Raw genomic sequence first — 15,895 nt, 5'->3', positions numbered from 1 at the left:
CCATTTGCGATACCGACATCCCGGCGATCGAAGCGCTCATATCCCAGATCGTTGCACCGCCTGCCCAAGTTTCCGCGCAGAGCTTGCAGTCCGTATATGGTTGGATCGACCGGTTGCGGTATCAACTGCGGGCGCTGATGCGCGATCTGCGGGGTGACGTGTCGCGCGCCGCGCATCTGCGTCAATTGGCCAATCAATGCGTGGCGCAAGCTTATGCGATGGATTTCGCCCCGCTCTACGACGAGGAGCGGGGCCTCTTCCATATCGGCCACAATGTGAGCTCGGGCCGGCTCGACCAGAATCACTACGACCTTCTCGCGTCCGAGGCGCGGCTGGCCAGCTTCTTCGCGATCGCGAAGCGCGACGTACCGCTCGAACACTGGTTCCATCTGGGACGCCCGATCACGCGGGTAGACGGTTCTCTGGCGCTGATTTCCTGGAACGGGTCGATGTTCGAATATCTGATGCCGCGGCTGGTCCTGCAAAGCGCCGTGGAAACCCTGCTCGGAGAGAGCGAACGCACCGCGGTCGAGGTTCAGCGCCGCTATGGCAAGGCCGGCAACGTGCCCTGGGGGATATCCGAGTCCGCCTATTCGGCGCGCGATCCCGATCACCGCTACCGATACCAGGCGTTCGGGGCGCCCGGGCTCGGCCTGCGGCGCGGCCTCGCCCGGGACATGGTCGTTGCGTCCTATGCTTCAGCGCTCGCGCTTGCCGTGGCGCCGGCCGACGCGGCCGCCAATCTGCGCGCCTTGTCCGAACTCGGCGCAGGCGGGCGTTTCGGTCTCTTCGAAGCGGTGGATTTTACGGTCGACCGGGTGGACCACGATGCGGCTTTCACACCGGTGATCGCCTATATGGCCCATCATCAGGGGATGATCCTGTGCGCGATCAACAATGCGCTTAACCGGGATATTCTCGTCGAACGGCTGAGCCGGGATCCCCGGATCAATCTGATATCCCTGCTGTTGAGCGAGCGCTTGCCGCGCGAGGAACCGTCCGAGATCGAACGGCTGGAGGAACTGGAACGGCCGATCGAGGGCGAGGGCGCAGTGCAAGCTGTTCCGCCGTGGCGGCCCGCAACGGCGCCGTTTCCGCAGGTCCATCTTCTCGGTAACGGTCGGCTTTCGGGATGGATATCGGATGGCGGCGGCGGGGGGCTTCGCTGGCGCAAGAATGCGATGACCCGTTTCGTGCCCGATGCCACCCGGGATGCCGACGGTCTGTGGCTCTATATCTCGGACGTCGAGACGGGTGCGCTATGGTCCGCCACCCGGCAGCCGACCGGTGCGCAGCCGGACGAGTATGACTTTGTGTTCCATGCGCACATGGCGGAGTTCCACCGGCGCGACCATCGGATCGAAACCCGGCTCGAAGTCGCCGTGGCGGCCGGCGATGATCTGGAAATCCGTCGTCTCACCGTGACCAACGAAAGCGAGCGCAGCCGAAAGCTGCGTCTGACCAGCTATGCCGAAATCGTGCTCTCGCCGGCGCTCGAGGACGAGCGGCATCCGGCCTTCAGCAAACTGTTCGTGTGCAGCGAGCCGGTGCCGCATCTCGGTGGATTGCTGTTCACCCGGCGTGCGCGCGATCCGCGCGAGACGCCGCCGGTATTGCTGCAGTTCGTGGTGGGTGCCGAAGGCCCGGTCGAAGGCGCGCGATACGAGACCGATCGGCGCGCCATGATCGGGCGCGGCCGGAGCGTGCGCGACCCGGCCGGCGCGCGCGGCGATCTGGCGAACGGGCAGGGATGCACGCTGGACCCGGTTGCGGCGCTTCAGGTCGATGTCGAACTGAAGCCCTATGAGCGCCGCGAGCTGGGCTATGTGACGGTCGCCGCGGCGACGCGCGAGGCGGCCATCGAAATCGCTGAGCGCTACACGACGCTCTCGTCGATCGACTGGGCCATCGGCGACGCGGGTTCCGACATGCCACGGGCGATCGGGCGTTCGCTCGGCGATGATGTCGATCTTGCGGTTACTCAGATGCTTGGTTCTTTACTGGTTTATCCGCATTCTGCGCTCCGCGCCGATCCCGCGACGCAGCGTGCGAGCCATCTCGGTCAGCCCGGCCTGTGGGGTATGGCGCTGTCAGGCGACCTGCCGATCCTGCTGCTGCGAGTCCGGTCCGAGGGTCCGTTCCTGTTGGAGCAGCTCCTCGCCATGCACGCGTTCTGGCGCCGGCAAGGCCTGGAAGTCGATCTCGCTGTCCTGCAGGTCGGCGGCTCGGGCTATGTCGAACCGTTGCGCGACGAGATCATGGAGCTTTTGCGCGATCTTGGCGTCGTCGAATTGCTGGGGTGGAACGGCGGTATCCATCTGCTATTCGCCGATCAGGTCGGCGCCGATCAGGTCGGGCTGCTCGAAGCCGTTGCGCGCGTCATCCTCGACGAGGCGGATGGCACGATCGAGGCGCAGTTGCGGCGTGCGACCGAGACGGCGCCGGAGCTGCCGCGCTTCGTGCCGTCGATGCCGCCCCAATCTTCTGACTTGGCCCCGGTAGAACGACCCACCGATCTGCTCTTCGACAATGGTTTCGGCGGTTTCTCGCCGGATGGCCGGGACTATGTGATGCATCTCGAACCCGGCGCGTCGACTCCGGCGCCCTGGGTGAACATTCTGGCGAATGACGATTTCGGCTGCCTGGTCACCGAATCGGGCGGCGGTTTCACCTGGGCCATCAATAGCGGCGAAAACCGTCTGACGCCTTCGATCAACGACCCGGTTGCGGATCTGCCGGTCGAAACGCTCTACCTGCGGGACGAGGAAACGGCGCTCATTTGGACCGTGACCCCATCTCCGGCGGGTCGCGACGAAGCCTGCGAAGTGCGGCACGGTGCCGGCTTCAGCGAATGGCGCAAGATCGCACAGGGGCTCGAACAGCAAATGCGCATTCTGGTCCCGCCCGATGCGCCGGTGAAGATCGTCCATGTGCGGTTCCGGAACCCGGGTGGACGCTATCGCCGACTGACCGCAACCTATTATGCCGAATGGCTGCTCGGTTCGCTGCCGAGCGTCAGCCGGGCGCATATCTTCTGCGACTATGACCCTGTTTCACATACACTGTTCGCACGCAGCGCCTGGAATCCGGATTTCAGTGACCGGGCTGCGTTCCTGACCGCCAGCGAACCGCCGCACGGTTTCACGACCGATCGGGACGAATTTCTGGGGCGCGAGGCCGATCCCGCGCGCCCGGCCGCGCTCGATCGTTGGGGACTGAGTGGCAAGATAACCGCCGGCACGGAGAGCTGCGCCGTCTATCAGGTGCATGTCGATCTCGCACCGGGCGAAACGAAAGATGTCGTCTTCGTCATCGGCCAAGGCCGGGACCGGAAGCAGGCGCAGGCGCTGGCGAAGAAATGGGCCGCGGTCGAGATGACGGAACAGGCGCTCGCCGCGGTGCAGGACCGGTGGGACGGTCTGCTTGGCGCGGTCGAGGTGCACACTCCCGATCCCGCATTCGATATCATGGTCAACCGCTGGCTGCTCTATCAGAGCTTGTCGTCCCGCGTGCTGGCGCGTGTCGGTTTCTATCAGGCGAGCGGCGCGATCGGTTTCCGCGACCAGCTGCAGGATGTTCTCGCGCTGCTGTTCGCGGAACCGGACCGCGCCCGGGCGCATATCCTAAGGTGCGCCGAGCATCAGTTCGAGGAGGGCGACGTGCTGCATTGGTGGCACCCGCCCTCGGGCCGCGGGGTCCGGACCCGCTGTTCCGACGATCTGCTCTGGCTGCCCTACGCAGTCGGCACCTATGTGGCGGCCACGGGGGACCTGTCCATCCTCACCGAGGAAGTGCGGTTCCTCGACGCGCCGCCTTTGGCCGCGGAGGAGCATGACCGCTATGCGCGGTTCGACCGGACGATCGCGCGCCGTTCGCTCATCGATCATTGCGAGCGGGCGCTCGAACAGGCGCTGACCCAGGGCGCCCACGGCCTTCCGCTGATCGGCGGCGGCGACTGGAACGACGGCATGGACCGGGTCGGCGATGGCGGTCATGGCGAGAGCGTCTGGCTGGCCTGGTTCGCGGCGGTCACGGCAGAGCATGTCGCTGACCTCAACGTCCGACTGGGGCGCGAGAGCAATGCCGAACGATGGCGGCGACACGCACGCGCGCTCGTCGAAAACGCCGAAGCAGCGGGCTGGGATGGCGAATGGTATCGCCGCGCCTATGACGATGAAGGTCATCCTCTGGGTTCGGCACAGAATGACGAATGCCGGATCGATTCGATTTCCCAGTCCTGGGCATTGTTCGCGGGCGCGGATTCGGTACGCGTTACCCGCGCGCTGCAATCGGCGCGCGATCATCTTCTCGACGCGGAGCACGGCGTCGCCCGGCTGCTCTGGCCGCCGTTCGACAACACCTTGCAGGATCCCGGTTATATCAAGGCGTATCCGCCTGGCATTCGCGAAAATGGCGGACAATATTCGCATGCGGCCGCCTGGCTCGGCATCGCCTTTGCGCGGTCCGGCGACGCCGACACGGCGCTCGATATCTTCCACATGCTGAACCCGGTCACCCGCGCATCGATGCGTGAAAAAGCATCGCGCTATCTCGTCGAACCTTATGCGGTGGCAGCCGATATCGCATCCGGCGGCGAACATGGCGGGCGAGGCGGCTGGACCTGGTATACGGGCGCCGCGGCTTGGACCTGGCGGCTGGCCGTCGAGGAGATTCTCGGGCTCACACTGCGCGACGGGCAACTACGCATCGCGCCGAACATACCGACGTCCTGGGATGGATATGAGGCCACGATATGTCGGCCCAAGGGCGCGATATCGGTCAAGGTCGAACGTTCGGCCGCCGATGACGATATTCCGACCACGCTTCTTGTCGATGGCGAGCCGCAAAGCGAACAGCAGGTGGCATTTCCTACCGATGGCTCGCGCAGGACCGTGATAGTGCGTTTGAGCGCTGCGTAAGGCGATCTCGGTAAGCTATCGCCATCCATTGTGCGGTGACATGTTGCGCCAAAGCGCTAACTTTGAAATTGGGCTGCGATCCGCTCCGTCGACACGCGATTTATCGGCGCGCCGCTTTGTTCGAATGCCGTAATATTCGCGATCGTCGTTTCGGCTATGGCCGTCAGCGCTTCGCGCGTGAAAAATCCCTGATGACCCGTGATCAGCACATTGGGAAAGGTCAGCAAGCGCGCGAATATATCGTCCTGGATCGGCGTTTCCGAGAGATCCTGGAAAAACAGATCTGCTTCTTCTTCGTAAACGTCGAGACCGAGATATCCGATCTTGTTTCGTTTCAGCCCGGCGATAACCGCACGCGTGTCGAGAACGCCGCCTCTGCTCGTGTTGATCAGCACCACACCGTCCTTCATTTCGGAGATCGACCGGCGGTTCACGAGATGGTGGGTTTGCGGATCCAACGGACAATGTAGCGTGATTATGTCGGATTGCGCGGTGATGTCTTCGAGGGGCACGTACTGGACGCCCAACGCCTCGAGCTTCGCGTTCGGTTCCGGATCGTTCGCGAGAATCCGGCAGCGGAATCCGAGCAGTATCTCGGCGACGCAGGCGCCGATCCTGCCCGTGCCGACAATACCGACGGTTTTTCCCGCCAGATCGAATCCCAACAGCCCATCGAGCGAGAAATTGCCCTCGCGAACGCGGTTGTAGGCGCGATGGGTCTTGCGGATCAGCGTGAGCATCAATGCAATCGTGTGCTCGGCGATCGCGGACGGCGAATAGGCGGGAACCCGGGCTACGGCGATGTCATGGGCGGCGGCGGCTTCAAGATCGACATTGTTGAAACCTGCGCAACGCAAGGCGACAAGGGCGGTGCCCTGCGCGGCCAATTCCCGGATGACGCGAGAATCGAGCAGGTCATTTACAAAAACGCAAACGGCGTTGCATTTCGCGGCGAGCCTTGCCGTTTCGATCGACAGCCTCGGTTCGAAATATGTCAGGTGATGCATGCCCTCGGCGTTGGCCGTGTCGAGAAATTCACGATCGTAAGGTTTTGCGCTGAATATGGCGACGTCCAAGGCGCATGCTCCATCGAACCGCTGACTCTGGAGTCCGGCAGCAAGAAGAAATCAGCATACTCCGAAGTTTGACTGCATACTTGATCGACCTCAATCTACCCGGAATCAGGGCCCAGAAGCGATGAGATGCTGCGCGACCGTCGAGTTGACGATAATCAACGCGCCACCCGCGCGCAGTTCTATTCTCGGCGAAAGCGCCGGTTGATGCTGTGAAAGCCGAGGCAGCATAGTGACGGAATATCTCATCTTGTTCGCCATCGTCCTGGGCGTCAACTTGATGCCGGCTTTCGGCCCGCCGACATGGTCGATCATCGTGCTTTACGGTCTGAACAGTTCGCTGCCCTTGCCGGCACTGGTCATAGTCGCGGCCGTAGCCGCGGCGCTCGGACGTTTTCTTCTTGCCTATGCTTTTCGTTTCTTCGGCGACTATGTGCCCGAGAAAACGAAACGCAATGTGGCCGCGGCGGGGCATCTGATCGAACGGAAAAAGAAAGCCGCCTATCTGGCGCTCGCGATGTTCGCATTGTCGCCGGTCCCGTCCGCGCAGCTTTTCGAAGCCGCGGGCCTCGCCAAGGTGCGCCTGCTGCGTTTTACTCTGGCCTTCTTCTTCGGCCGGGTCGTCTCCTATTCGATTTACGGCTTGACGGCGAACCGCATCGCGCAATCGAGTTTTGGCGAGGCATTCCGTGAGAGCTTTTCCAGTCCGGTGGGATTGGCGATTCAGTTGGCGATGATCGCCTTGCTGATCGGCTTTACGCAGATCGATTGGCGTAAATTCCTATCGTCTGACGGCCGGTAGTTCCGCGCGCCGCGCAACGCGGGCATGTCGCGGACCGCATATCTTCAGCGCCGTCCACGTGCGCTTCGCAAGCTGAGGAAGCCGTATGGCGGCCGAGGCGACTTGATCGCTCTCAACCGTCGAACGCCAGTTGGATATTATGATTATTCAATGAGAGGATCGCTCACCGTTGCCACGATTTTCGGCACCAAGGTCCGCGTCCACTTCACCTTCGCTCTGCTTCTGATCTGGGTAGGCGCGGTCTATTTCGGCCAGGGCGGCTGGGCGGCCGCCTTTGCGGGCATCGCGTTCATTCTCGCGCTCTTCGCCTGCGTCGTCGCGCATGAATTCGGTCATATCCTGACCGCGCGGCGCTATGGCATCGTAACGCGCGACATGATTCTGCTGCCGATCGGCGGGCTGGCGCGGCTCGAACATATCCCCCGCATTCCCCAGCAGGAGCTGCTCGTTGCGCTCGCAGGGCCGGCGGTCAATCTCGCGATTGCGGCCATCCTCCTGATCCTCGTCGGCGGCTTTCCGGAAACCGGGTGGCAGTCGCTATTTGATCCCGAGGCCCGATTTCTGGACCGGCTGGCGCTGGCGAACCTGCTGATCGCGACGTTCAACATGCTGCCCGCATTCCCGATGGACGGCGGGCGGGTGTTGCGGGCCCTGCTTGCCTTCCGGATCGATCATGGGCAGGCGACGCAGATCGCAGCGAGCATCGGTCAAGGCATAGCCTTCGCGTTCGGTTTGCTCGGATTGCTCGGCGGCAATCCGCTGCTCATATTCATCGCACTGTTCGTTTATCTCGGCGCCGGATCGGAAGCGTTGATGGGACGCGTACAGCATGCGATCGAGGGGTACCTTGCGGGCAGCGCCGCCATAACCAGTCTCGAACGCCTTACGCCGGACCAGCGCATAGCCGAGGCCGCCGACATGCTGATCCGGACTACGCAGAAGGAGCTGCCGGTCGTCGACGGCATGGGGCGGTTTCAGGGCCTCGTCACCGCAGACGGGCTGGTCAAGGGGCTGCGGGAGCATGGGAGCGAGGCTATGGTCGGCGATATCATGCAGACGGATATCGCTATGATCGCGGCGGACGCGCCGCTCGCCGATTGCCTCGCTGGCATGCAGGATGGTGGCAAAGCTGCGGTCGCCGTCACGGGTCAAGACGGGAGCCTGATCGGGCTGGTGACGATGGAAAACCTGTCCGAATTCATGCTGCTTCGATCCGCGCAGCCCAATCACCGCTAGATATCGGTCATTCTGGCTTTCCGGTAAGCGGTTTCGGTTCCCGATCGTGGAAGATGATTGAAAGCGTGTCGGATGCGATGCGCATGCCTTCCTTGTCGTCATCGGCAATTACGAAGAATGTCGCGTGGTGCTCGCCAATTCCGAACGGTTCGAGAAACACCAGGCCGGAGCCTTTTCGATCCGCCGAAAAAAGATGCGGGGCTGTCCGATCCAGAATATCGGCGAATTCCATGTCCGAATTTTGCCGCAATGCTTGCTGGACGACGACCAGACTTTGTTCGGATAAATCCAGTCCGAGCCTGTGCGCGACGGTCATCGGAATGGAGACGCCGCCCCAGCGGCCGTTACTCTCGATCCAGTGAATATCAGCAGTTTCAATGCTTTCGCCAATCAGCAATGCGTCGAGGCTGAGACGCCCGACATAACCCAAGCACTGCAGGAAATAGGCTATGGTCTGCGCTTCCTCGAGGAAGCGGTTCTCGATGTTCGCGGGCATTCGGATTGACGATGCGCCGACAAAAGTCTGTCTTTCCGTCGAGAGGAACTGCCCGAAAACCCCTTCGATGACCGGCTGACCATGTCTCGGTTCCGGGATCCATATCTGCGCAGAGGGGCTGGCCAGAGCGCCGCCCTCCCAGACGCCGACGAGCAACGGAAAATAGCCCCGCCATCCGAGCGCCTTGAGACTGTCGATGAGCCGCTCCCGCAAATCCGTCATCGACAGACAACGGATTTCCGGACCATGCAGCACAAGGTTGCCCATCGATCCTGCGCTCGATGGTAGTTTGACGATCAGCCGGTCATGCTCCGCGGCAAGCTTCAGCAGATAGGCCGCTGCGGCCGCCGGCCCGGAGACCGCGAAGCTCAGAGGGAGTGAATCGCGGCCGAGCAACTTGCGAACCTGCGCTGCGAACCAGAGCTTGTCGTTCACTCTTTGGGTCAATTGAGGCAGCGGACCGGTCACATGCACGCGCGAACCCGATCGGCGCGCGATCTCTGCCGCCAGCAGCCAGCTGTGTCCGGCCGCAAGGAACGGGCAGATGTTCAGTCCGCCATGCGCGCGCGCCGCTTCCGCCAGCCGCGTAACTGCTGCAGGATCGCGCAGACCGGCAGCGGCCAGCGCGACGGGCCCTCTCGTCAGATCGCGCTCGACCTCGAGGACAGTCGGATTCTGCAGGCCGACCGTTTCCTGAAGATAGCGTTCGTAAGCGGGAACGCGCGGGCGCGACAGCAGGACGAAATCGTTCGGCCGGGCGAGCGCGAAGGAGCGGTACTCGAAGATCGATGCGCGCGATGGCTGGACGAGCTGGACCGCCGAATGATCTTCGAGAAAGACGGTGGGTGCCTCGGCATAGCCGGTGCAGACGGCCGGGCCGAATATTTCCGGTTTGTCGATATTGGGTTCGCTTTGGAGCTGGCGAGCGGCGAGTGCGGATATCCGCGCCATTTCGGCTTCAGTCAGGCGGAAATCCGTTATGCCGGTGATAGGCCAGGGCGCTATTGCAGACGCAGCGTTCGCGGGTGGCGAAGCGCTATTCGGCGGTTGGCACTTGGTCTCGAGCATAGCTGCTCCAACTCGGCGCGCGCTGGCGCCACCGTTCGAGGTCGGAGAGCAATGAGTCCATCACGGCCTCGTCCAGTCCACCCAGCGCGCCGAACAGCTGTCCGCATTCGGACACATGATATTCCATCCGCTCGACGCCGGCGATCAACGCCTCGAGCTCGGCGGCCGGAATTGTCTCATCCGGGTCGAGTGCGTCTATCCGTCCCAATATCTGCGCGCCCTCGGCATGTTCGGCGTACATGGCCTCGACTTCCTCTTGCGAGAGAAAAGCCGCCAGCGCCGGATAGAAATTCTCTTCCTCGAAAGCGATATGCGCGCCAACCGCCTTGTCGACGTCGCGTGCCGTAGCTTTCGCGCCGGCTGCGTCGCCCGCGGCCAGCGTAGTCCGAAGCGCGTGCAGACCGCGGCCCAATACCGCGTGATCCGCGCGAAATGCATCGAACAAGCCGTGATTGATCGGCGTCATGAACGATAGCTTTCCATCGGTGCAGGATAGCGCATCGATTTGAGGACCAATTGACGCGGATCATCTCATGTGCCGCCTGTACGGATTTATCGCCACGGAGCCGACCAAGGTCGAGTGCACCCTGGTTCACGCCCAGAATGCGTTGATCGCGCAAAGCCGGAAGGATCTGTCCGGGCTGGATCATGCGCATGGTTGGGGCGTGGCGACATATGACGGAATGGAGCCCGACGTGCAGCGCGAGGCCTGGGCTGCATATCATGGAGAGCATTTCAGCCGCGCCGCGGCGCGCACCTATTCCGAGCTTGTAGTGGCCCATGTTCGCCGGGCGACTGTCGGCGAACCGGCGATCGAGAATACCCATCCCTTTGCCGAGGGTCCGTGGGTTTTCGCACATAACGGGACGGTGCCCGGCTTCGACAAAGTCCGGTCTCTGATGCGCGATCGCATGAGTGAAAGCCAATGGAAGCGGATCGGGGGCGAGACCGATAGCGAGCATATCTTCCACTATTTTCTCAGCCTGTGCGAGCGCGGCGAGATCCATCCCCAAGAAAGTCTGGTCGATGCGATCTGGCGCCTGGTCGACGATGTCGCGGCGATGAGCGCGCAAGCGGCGCCCGGCAAGCGGCTCGGCCTCAACGTCATGCTGACCGACGGACGGCGGCTCGCCGGTTCCCGCATGAACCGGAGCCTGTTCTTCGTTCATCGGGACGGTGTGCATGATTGCGAGATTTGCGGCTTTCCGCATATCCGGCACGATCCCGATTCCGATTATCGGGCTGTCGTCGTCGCGTCCGAACCGTTGACCCAAGAGGATTGGATCGAGGTGCCCGACAATTCGATCTGGGAGGCCGACGTGTTAGGCGGCATGGATATCTATCTCTGGAGCATGCGGAACGCTGTTGCGGGCGGGATGCCTGGCAGCAATTCCGAACCGTTGCCAGCTTGAGGCCGATCAATTGGCCGGCCGTCGATTTGCGCCAGGATGGCGTTCGAGAGACACCATGAGAACCGTCGACCTACACCCGCGAAAGGCACGGGACGGGTTGCCCGCCCTGGTCGAGATATTGCGCCGTTATGCGGAGCCGCTGCCCGCGCCATCTCGCGCTGACGAGTTCGGGCCCCTGTTCGACCGATTCGCGGATGCGCGCGTCGTGCTGCTGGGCGAGTCGACACATGGCACATCCGAATTCTACCGCGCGCGTTCGGGGATTACGCGCCGATTGATTGAGGAACACGGCTTTTCCATCGTCGCCGTCGAAGCCGACTGGCCGGACGCCGCGCGGATCGACGGTTACGTCCGGCATCACGATCCGCGGCCGCAGCGCGGCGATGCCTTTGTCCGCTTCCCGACCTGGATGTGGCGCAACTACGAAGTCCTCGAATTCGCCGACTGGCTGCGTGCCCACAATGAAAGCCTGCCCCAATCGCGGCGTGCCTCCTTTCGCGGTCTCGATGTGTACAGCCTTTCGGAATCGATCCATGCAGTCCTTGCTCATCTCGAGACGATCGATCCCGCCGTCGCCGATCGCGCACGCGCCCGATATGGCTGCCTGACGCCCTGGATGGATGAACCGACGCATTACGGCCGCGCAGTCGTGCATGCCGGCCTCAAGAGCTGCGAGGAGCGCGTGGTCGCGCAACTGCGCGAGATGCTCGCCTTCCGGCTGGATGACATGCGCGATAGCGAGGAGTGGTTCGATGCCGTCCAGAACGCGCGGATCGTGCGCGCGGCCGAACGCTATTATTGTGCCATGTACCGGGGCGCGGCGGAAAGCTGGAACCTGCGGGATCGCCACATGTTCGATACGCTGCAGGCGCTGCTCGCCCATCACGGGCCGGATGCCAAGGCGGTGGTCTGGGCGCACAACTCGCACATTGGCAATGCGGCGGCGACCGCGATGGGATGGCGCGGCGAGTTCAATATCGGCGAGCTGTGCAAGCTCGCCTATGGCGAAGAGGCGGTGCTGATCGGTTTCGGCGCGGATACGGGCACCGTAGCGGCGGCGAGCGCCTGGGGCGCGGACATGCAGGTCAAGACGCTGAAACCGGTTCGTCCGGACAGCTATGAATATGCCTTCCGCAAGACCGGCATCGAACGTTTCCTGACCGACTGGCGCGAGCCCAACCGCCGCGATCTCGCCGAGGCGCTGCGAAGCGCGCGGCTGGAACGTGCGGTCGGCGTGATCTATCGGCCCGAAAGCGAGTATGCGAGCCACTATTTCGAGGCTGTCCTGGCCGAGCAGTTCGACGCCTATGTCTGGTTCGAACGGACCCAGGCGGTGTCGCCGCTCGGCCATGAGCGCCCGCGCGGCGCCCCCGAAACCTACCCGTTCGGGCTCTGACGATGGCGGGCGAGAGCATGTCCGATCCCGTCCCTGTGCAGGTTGGTCCCAACCGGCTCAAGGCGCTGCTCGACGTTCCCGAAAAACCGGTCGGGCTCGTGATATTCGCGCATGGCAGCGGCAGCGGCCGGCTCAGCCCGCGCAACAACCATGTTGCAGCGGCGCTGCGGCGGCTCGGCCTCGCGACGCTGCTACTCGACCTCCTTACGCCCGACGAAGAACGGGATCGCGCCAACGTGTTCGATATTCAGCTGCTCGCGACCCGGCTCGTCGAAGCGACGGACTGGGTGGACGCGGCGGCACGGATCGATACGCTGCCGGTCGGCTATTTCGGTTCGAGCACAGGCGCAGGCGCGGCTCTGGTCGCTGCAGCGCATCTGGGCGACCGGATCGGCGCAGTCGTATCGCGCGGCGGGCGTCCCGATCTGGCGGGGCCGGCGCTGGCCGACGTGCGGGCGCCCACGCTGCTTATCGTCGGCAGTCTCGACGGCCCGGTTATCGATATGAACAAAGCGGCCGCCCGGCATCTCCGGTGCGTGAAGGAGATCACCATCGTCGAAGGCGCAGGCCATCTGTTCGAGGAACCCGGCACGCTGGATGAGGTAATCCGCCATGCGGGCCGCTGGTTTCTGGCCCATCTGTCGGCCGAAGAGTGAGGGCATAACGTCATGCGTCAATCTGTCATTCGCATCGCGAACCGGGCCGAGGCCGGCAAGGCCCTGGCAGGCAAGCTTGCGCACCTTGCCGGACAGGATCCGCTTGTCCTCGCGCTGCCCAGGGGCGGTGTCCCGGTCGGATACGAGATTGCCGAAGCGCTAAACGCGCCGCTCGAGCCGCTGTTCGTGAAAAAGATCGGCGCGCCCGGCCAAGAGGAATACGCCATTGGGGCGGTCGCCGATGGCGACAATCCGCAGCTCATATTGAACGAGGAAATCCTCCCCCATCTCGCGCCGGATCCCGAGTGGCTGCGATCTCAGATGCAGCGCAAGCTGGCCGAGATCGAAACGCGCCGCCGCGCCTATATGGGGGATCGCAAGCCGACCGATGTAGACGGGCGCACGGTCATCCTCGTCGACGACGGGATTGCCACCGGGGCGACGGTGAAGGCTGCCTTGAAAGCGCTGAGGCGGGCCATGCCGGCGCGGCTCGTTCTGGCCGTTCCCGTGCTGCCTGCGGAAGCGGTGTCCGAATTCCGGTCCGAATGCGACGAACTTGTCTATCTGTCGGCGCCGCGTCCCTTTTATGCGGTCGGCGTCCATTACGACGATTTCTCGCAAGTCGAAGATTCCGAAGTGGTCGGTCTGCTCGCAAAGAGGCAGGAGGCGATGACCGGCATTGCGGGCGAGACATAGCGCTGGATCGCGGCAATGCCGGACCAGATCATGCGCGCCGTATGTCAGAGGGCAAACCCGCTGCCGAGATAGAGCTGACGGACATCGACATTCTCCAGCATTTTAGCAGGCGTGCCCTCGAACAGGATCGCGCCCTCGTGAATAACATAGGCGCGGTCGATCAGCTCAAGCATATCCGGCACGTCCTGGTCGCTGATCAACACGCCGATGTTCCGCTTCTTGAATTCGCGAACCAGGCTTTTGATGTTGCCTATCGTCAACGGGTCGATGCCGGCGAAAGGCTCATCGAGCAGCATGATTGACGGTTCGAGCGCCAGTGCTCGCGCTATCTCGCACCGGCGCCGCTCGCCGCCGGACAGAGATTTAGCCGACACGTTCCGCAGATGGTCGATCTGCAGCGCCTTCAGCAACTCGTCCAGGCGTCGGGATACGGCCACTGGGTCGGTTTCCACCATCTCGAGCGTGGCCAAAATGTTCTGCTCGACGGTTAGGCCGCGAAAGATCGACGGCTCTTGCGGCAGATAGCCCAATCCGAGAATGGCGCGGCGGTAAAAGGGGAGGTGTGTTATGTCCTTGCCGTTGAGAGCAATCCGGCCGGAATTCGGCCTGATCAAGCCGATGATCGAATAAAAGGTCACCGTCTTGCCGGCACCGTCCCGTCCGAAGAGACCAATGATTTCGCCCGGCAGGACGCGCAGAGATATTCCGTGGAGGACCTGCCTCTTGCCGAATATCTTCGTGATCTCGACGACTGAAAGCCCCTCTGAAGTGTCGTCCGGCGTGGAAAAACCGGCTCCGGCATGCTCGGACGTGTCCAGTCGTGTCATGTCGCGGCTCTACGTCCCTGCCCGTTGCGGATACTGCTCTGTCGATGCGAAGCGTGCCGAGTGTCTCTATGCGGACGCCCGGCCGAGCATATCGGATGCGGACTGTATCCCGAATGCGTGCCGGACGTCCCAAAGGCTTTTGACGAAAGCGCCGATGGCAGTCGTCGCCGCGACGCCCAGCAATATTGGTCCGGCGACCGGGATCAGGCCGATCAACGCCAATATCGCGGATATCGCCACCAACCAGGCTATCGTCCTGCGGAGCGGCTTCGGTCGATCCCGATCGCGCGTTACGGCGAAGTAGATGGCCATGCCGGCCGCAAACATCGGAATGGCCGCCAATATGGCGAACATGAATCCGCCAAAAAGGGCGAATGCGAACGGGATGCCCACGATCGTGATTGCCAACAGGATTGCGACAGGGAACGCCGCGATTGCAAACAGTAACCCGATTCCGAAAGAGGCGAGCGGCCGCGATACCAGATATCCCGATATCGATGTGCTGATCGAGGGGATCATGAACACGAGTATCGTGCCGACGATTGTCGCCGCAACGGTTCCGAAAAACCAGGAACCGAGGGCTTCCAGGATCGGGCTGGACCGGCTCTCATGCTCTTCGGCCTCGACGTGGCGGACACCGCCGCGGATCACGGCGCTATCTGCAACTTCAGGCGGTTCGGGGCTGGTCACGGTCAAGGTACCGTCGATCCGGGCATCCGGCAAAACACGGACCTCGTTCCCATGTATCGTAACATTGCCGCCGATAATGCCGGCGATCCGGGTGTCGCTCGCGGCAATTCTGAGATCTTCGGAGATACGGCCGTCGATCGCGACATCGTCGCCGGCTATGAGGGCATCTCCCTCGATCACCGCACTATCGGCGATCTCCACATTCGCCCCGGCGGCGTAAAGATCGTCGCCCACCGTTCCTGTAATGGCGAGGTCCATCGCGAGCGCGAACACGCTCTGCGCGACCGTCCCTTCGAGGTCCACGTCGCGACCCGCGGTGAGGGAGTCGCCGTCGACACTGGCGGTGCTGCTGATGTCGCCGCCGATGGCGAGCAGGTCGTCCGACACCATGCCGCGAACTCTCACGCGATCGCCGGCCAAAGTCAGATCGTCCGCCGCCGACGCGTCGAACCCGATATTGTCGGCCGATCGCACGATGTCCTCTGCATCGGCCGCACCGCTCTGCGGTGCTTGCGCAGGCAATCCGCTCGTCAGAAGAGCGGCGCTGGCGATCAAGACGAATTTTTTGACCGATGCTCGCCATCTGGAAACTCCGACACGGTCATCGGTTGGTTGCGCGCGTAT

At 62.9% G+C, this 15,895-nt stretch carries 12 protein-coding genes; 7 read left to right on the top strand and 5 right to left on the bottom strand.

Annotation, left to right across the window (positions count from 1 at the left end):
* Positions 1–113 precede the first annotated feature (113 nt).
* Positions 114–4,919, top strand: coding sequence for a GH36-type glycosyl hydrolase domain-containing protein (locus ACTS1Z_RS13655; protein ID WP_442625025.1), 4,806 nt, complete (start codon positions 114–116; stop codon positions 4,917–4,919).
* A gap of 56 nt (positions 4,920–4,975) precedes the next feature.
* Here ACTS1Z_RS13655 and ACTS1Z_RS13650 read toward each other — a convergent pair whose 3' ends face one another.
* Positions 4,976–5,995 carry a 2-hydroxyacid dehydrogenase gene (locus tag ACTS1Z_RS13650; protein ID WP_442625024.1) on the bottom strand — a complete coding sequence of 340 codons (1,020 nt, stop codon included), beginning with the start codon at positions 5,993–5,995 and terminating at the stop codon, positions 4,976–4,978.
* Positions 5,996–6,224: 229 nt separating this feature from the next.
* Here ACTS1Z_RS13650 and ACTS1Z_RS13645 point away from each other — a divergent pair, with 229 nt between their 5' ends.
* Both ACTS1Z_RS13645 and ACTS1Z_RS13640 read left to right on the top strand, forming a co-directional pair.
* Complete coding sequence (locus ACTS1Z_RS13645; RefSeq protein ID WP_442625023.1) at positions 6,225–6,794, top strand: hypothetical protein; 570 nt, start codon at positions 6,225–6,227, stop codon at positions 6,792–6,794.
* A gap of 150 nt (positions 6,795–6,944) precedes the next feature.
* Positions 6,945–8,030, top strand: coding sequence for a site-2 protease family protein (locus tag ACTS1Z_RS13640; protein ID WP_442625022.1), 1,086 nt, complete (start codon positions 6,945–6,947; stop codon positions 8,028–8,030).
* Between the two features lie 7 nt (positions 8,031–8,037).
* Here the strand turns inward: ACTS1Z_RS13640 and ACTS1Z_RS13635 are convergent, their stop codons facing one another.
* Positions 8,038–9,477 (bottom strand): hypothetical protein, encoded by a 1,440-nt coding sequence (locus ACTS1Z_RS13635; protein ID WP_442625021.1) that lies wholly within the window; start codon positions 9,475–9,477, stop codon positions 8,038–8,040.
* Between the two features lie 85 nt (positions 9,478–9,562).
* Positions 9,563–10,060 carry a hemerythrin domain-containing protein gene (locus tag ACTS1Z_RS13630; protein ID WP_442625020.1) on the bottom strand — a complete coding sequence of 166 codons (498 nt, stop codon included), beginning with the start codon at positions 10,058–10,060 and terminating at the stop codon, positions 9,563–9,565.
* Positions 10,061–10,127: 67 nt separating this feature from the next.
* Here ACTS1Z_RS13630 and ACTS1Z_RS13625 point away from each other — a divergent pair, with 67 nt between their 5' ends.
* Genes ACTS1Z_RS13625 through ACTS1Z_RS13610 form a run of 4 tightly spaced genes read left to right on the top strand, consistent with a single transcriptional unit; the run spans position 10,128 to position 13,754 of the window.
* Positions 10,128–11,006 carry a class II glutamine amidotransferase gene (locus ACTS1Z_RS13625; protein WP_442625019.1) on the top strand — a complete coding sequence of 293 codons (879 nt, stop codon included), beginning with the start codon at positions 10,128–10,130 and terminating at the stop codon, positions 11,004–11,006.
* Positions 11,007–11,061: 55 nt separating this feature from the next.
* Positions 11,062–12,402 carry an erythromycin esterase family protein gene (locus ACTS1Z_RS13620; RefSeq protein WP_442625018.1) on the top strand — a complete coding sequence of 447 codons (1,341 nt, stop codon included), beginning with the start codon at positions 11,062–11,064 and terminating at the stop codon, positions 12,400–12,402.
* 17 nt (positions 12,403–12,419) lie between these two features.
* On the top strand, positions 12,420–13,058 hold the full coding sequence (locus tag ACTS1Z_RS13615; protein ID WP_442625017.1) for a dienelactone hydrolase family protein: 639 nt from the start codon (positions 12,420–12,422) through the stop codon (positions 13,056–13,058).
* A 12-nt stretch (positions 13,059–13,070) separates the two neighbouring features.
* Positions 13,071–13,754, top strand: coding sequence for a phosphoribosyltransferase (locus ACTS1Z_RS13610; protein ID WP_442625016.1), 684 nt, complete (start codon positions 13,071–13,073; stop codon positions 13,752–13,754).
* A gap of 44 nt (positions 13,755–13,798) precedes the next feature.
* Here the strand turns inward: ACTS1Z_RS13610 and lptB are convergent, their stop codons facing one another.
* Both lptB and ACTS1Z_RS13600 read right to left on the bottom strand, forming a co-directional pair.
* On the bottom strand, positions 13,799–14,581 hold the full coding sequence (gene lptB, locus ACTS1Z_RS13605; RefSeq protein WP_442625015.1) for an LPS export ABC transporter ATP-binding protein: 783 nt from the start codon (positions 14,579–14,581) through the stop codon (positions 13,799–13,801).
* Positions 14,582–14,647: 66 nt separating this feature from the next.
* Positions 14,648–15,826: a hypothetical protein gene (locus ACTS1Z_RS13600; RefSeq protein ID WP_442625014.1), complete on the bottom strand. Its 1,179-nt coding sequence runs from the start codon at positions 15,824–15,826 to the stop codon at positions 14,648–14,650.
* Positions 15,827–15,895 lie beyond the last annotated feature (69 nt).

The organism is Parasphingopyxis sp. (genome assembly GCF_052168295.1).
In the GTDB taxonomy this organism is placed as follows: Bacteria; Pseudomonadota; Alphaproteobacteria; order Sphingomonadales; family Sphingomonadaceae; genus Parasphingopyxis.
The sequence above is the reverse complement of the archived record's forward strand: the minus strand, read 5'-3'. Positions and strand labels throughout refer to the sequence as shown.

Excerpts from the sequence above, each read along its gene's own strand:
- ACTS1Z_RS13640 (WP_442625022.1), top strand. The coding sequence starts at position 6,945 with ATGAGAGGATCGCTCACCGTTGCCACGATTTTCGGCACCAAGGTCCGC.
- ACTS1Z_RS13635 (WP_442625021.1), bottom strand. The coding sequence starts at position 9,477 with ATGGCGCGGATATCCGCACTCGCCGCTCGCCAGCTCCAAAGCGAACCC.
- ACTS1Z_RS13630 (WP_442625020.1), bottom strand. The coding sequence starts at position 10,060 with ATGACGCCGATCAATCACGGCTTGTTCGATGCATTTCGCGCGGATCAC.
- ACTS1Z_RS13625 (WP_442625019.1), top strand. The coding sequence starts at position 10,128 with ATGTGCCGCCTGTACGGATTTATCGCCACGGAGCCGACCAAGGTCGAG.
- ACTS1Z_RS13620 (WP_442625018.1), top strand. The coding sequence starts at position 11,062 with ATGAGAACCGTCGACCTACACCCGCGAAAGGCACGGGACGGGTTGCCC.
- ACTS1Z_RS13615 (WP_442625017.1), top strand. The coding sequence starts at position 12,420 with ATGTCCGATCCCGTCCCTGTGCAGGTTGGTCCCAACCGGCTCAAGGCG.
- ACTS1Z_RS13610 (WP_442625016.1), top strand. The coding sequence starts at position 13,071 with ATGCGTCAATCTGTCATTCGCATCGCGAACCGGGCCGAGGCCGGCAAG.
- lptB (WP_442625015.1), bottom strand. The coding sequence starts at position 14,581 with ATGACACGACTGGACACGTCCGAGCATGCCGGAGCCGGTTTTTCCACG.